At 36.7% G+C, this 2,487-nt stretch carries 5 protein-coding genes; all 5 read right to left on the bottom strand.

Going from position 1 to position 2,487, the window contains the following annotated elements; genetic code table 11:
• Window positions 1-248: 248 nt before the first annotated feature.
• Window positions 249-596, bottom strand: coding sequence for a hypothetical protein (locus HMPREF2619_RS03120; RefSeq protein WP_070458941.1), 348 nt, complete (start codon window positions 594-596; stop codon window positions 249-251).
• Window positions 597-664: 68 nt separating this feature from the next.
• On the bottom strand, window positions 665-856 hold the full coding sequence (locus tag HMPREF2619_RS03115) for a hypothetical protein (RefSeq protein WP_070458939.1): 192 nt from the start codon (window positions 854-856) through the stop codon (window positions 665-667).
• A 23-nt stretch (window positions 857-879) separates the two neighbouring features.
• Complete coding sequence (locus tag HMPREF2619_RS03110) at window positions 880-1,551, bottom strand: DUF2786 domain-containing protein (protein WP_070458945.1); 672 nt, start codon at window positions 1,549-1,551, stop codon at window positions 880-882.
• 1 nt (window position 1,552) lies between these two features.
• Window positions 1,553-1,894 (bottom strand): hypothetical protein, encoded by a 342-nt coding sequence (locus tag HMPREF2619_RS11125; protein ID WP_261673715.1) that lies wholly within the window; start codon window positions 1,892-1,894, stop codon window positions 1,553-1,555.
• Window positions 1,895-2,015: 121 nt separating this feature from the next.
• Window positions 2,016-2,486, bottom strand: a complete 471-nt coding sequence (locus HMPREF2619_RS03100) for a modification methylase Sau96I (RefSeq protein ID WP_083279576.1) — start codon at window positions 2,484-2,486, stop codon at window positions 2,016-2,018.
• Window position 2,487 lies beyond the last annotated feature (1 nt).

Genomic DNA, 2,487 nt, shown 5'->3' with positions numbered 1-2,487 from the left:
TTTTTGTGTTCTTAATCCGTCTTTTGTGATGATGGATAAGCATTTTAATAAATCAATCTTTTTCATGGTTTTTAGGACTCTCATATCCCTTCACTAGTTATAGTTTGAAGTCAAATACACTTATAAAATATGGTGCCAACTCGATATACGAGAGGTACATCATTCCCCCTCCTACAATAATTAAAAAGATACTCAACACCCATCCTAAATCAGTTAGATGTACAAAGAACTCTTTCTCACCAATCAATTTAAAGTGTACTTAACAGCTGCTCGAACTCTTCTGCGCTCAGAAGATCGTCATCGTCTTTCCGTGGTTGGAAAGACATAATCTTTGATACTGGTTTCTTTTTAGCACCTAAACGGTAACGATGTCCGTTTGGCAACCAACCTAGCTTGTAATCCAATCTAGGAAGGTTTTCTCTACCCTTGATGCTATCGTTTGAAACCCCAATTTCAACCTCTCCAGATAACTTGGCGTTTGCCCACTCACTAGGAGTGATTTCCCCAAAACTATCCCAGAAGACTTTTCTTTGAGCAGTCTTCTGTTGTCTACGAGCGCTTGCATAAGCACTCGCTGTTCTAAAATTATTAAGCATATAACTTCCTCCTGCCCGTATTGGGCTTCCTAAAATAAATAAACTAACAAATAAAATGGTGGTAGAAACTATCTACCGTAGTGAAGTTCTCCTTCACTGTCCTCGTATTCGAGCCAGTGATCCATAACATCCGGACTTTCTTGTAACTCACGTCCAGTAGGAGAACACCACTCCTCATTTCCATTAGATGTTTCAAACACCTTCTGAGAAACACCATTTCGCTCAACGTCCACAAAGCGTGGATATGTAACTTTTGTCATTTTACTTCCTCCTATGTTCATTCTCATTTATTCAATAATTCTTCTGATAACAACCTAGTCTCTTTTGCGTGTTCAAAACCAGCAATATACGCCTCAGAATCAACTTCAATTTCGATTTTTAGGCTTCTACTCTCTAATTTCCCCATACGTAGTCGTTGTTCTTCCAAAACTTCTGCTGGGATTTTTACCATTAAACCAAATTCTTCTGATGATTGAGCCTGGTCCTGAAAACGTTGATCTATTCCGTTTAAGAAACCTAGTAAGTACGATTTCTTATAGTCTTTCCATCTTGCTCTTGAGACTGTAGGGAAAAGTCGTTTCAGTCGATATTTAAGGTATAAGAGCGCACCTTCGTAAACCTTACTACAAAATTCAGCATCAGATTGATATCCAAAGAAAATTATCTGTGTGATGCCATCTTCAGGAAGTCGTCTTCTTATCGTTTTACATCTAAAATTTTCACCTAAAATACCTGCCAACTTTTCTTGCCACCATGGAAGTCTATATTCCCATGTTCCTATTGTTTCACCAATATCTTTTTGAGTTTTACTATTCGTTAAATCATTCATAGAAAGATTATGCTTCACCATAAGTCTTTGAGCCATCAGAAGGGCAGTCTGCCCCTCTTCATCGTTTGGTGCATCGTAAGCTAATTCTAAAAGATTTTGTATCTTCTCAATAATTTTATTATCCATATCAATCCACATGTTTATACTTTCTAGGTAAAGAACTAGCGTAATGTTTTGAATCATTAACCTTTGCATTATAAAAAATCATATTATTCCCAATAATTTCTTGCCATTTAGGAATCTCCTCACAATAAATACGATTAAGTCCATAAAAGTTCTTTACAATAAATCTAACGGCTCCAATATGATCTCCTAAACCAACCACACACAACACATCATGTTCCATATCATATACCCAATGACTTTTTGAATTTGTCAGAATTTCCCAAGCAAATTCCCAATCTCTCAAGCCAATCATGCCCTGGTCTGTAATAAACTTTTGTCTGACAAGATTCATCATTAAATCCATAAAAACAGTGGCTACACAGCGTTCTGTTTTTATCTACCCACCAACAAGGACCATACTTTTCATTGATGCAAGGTGTAACCCAGTTGCAAGAACATCGTCTACAAATACCCATTTCCATTTTCTATCTCTCATTTATTCTCATACTTTTAGGTAGCTTTTTACTCGGTAAACAGTAACCTTCGGATAAGTCCCTTTTGCTATAAATTTCAGGACTATTTGTCATTATGTGATCACTTCTTCTCCATCCTCGACGAAGTTGCTTGTAAGATAAAGAAACACGCTTCTCAATCTCTTTAAAACTAAATCCCAGACTCAAATAGGTTGTTACAATAGCATCAGCATGTTCTTTGGACTCTTCGCTTCTTGTTCTTCGCTGAAAGTTTATCTGCTTATCTTCTTCATTTAATGCTATCTGATAAGCAATAAACAACTTCCGCATTTCTATAATTTTATGTTGCCAGGCTAAGCTATATGGTTGTCCTGAATATCGATTCACTAAGTCCTTTACGGGTTGTTTAAATTTCAGCTGAAGAGAATCGAATTCACCAAGGTCAGAAAACGGATCAATGAAACCTAGTGGTTCGCTTTGAATT

The sequence above is a fragment of the Streptococcus sp. HMSC074B11 genome, assembly GCF_001808705.1.
Classification (GTDB): Bacteria; Bacillota; Bacilli; order Lactobacillales; family Streptococcaceae; genus Streptococcus.
The sequence above is the reverse complement of the archived record's forward strand: the minus strand, read 5'-3'. Positions and strand labels throughout refer to the sequence as shown.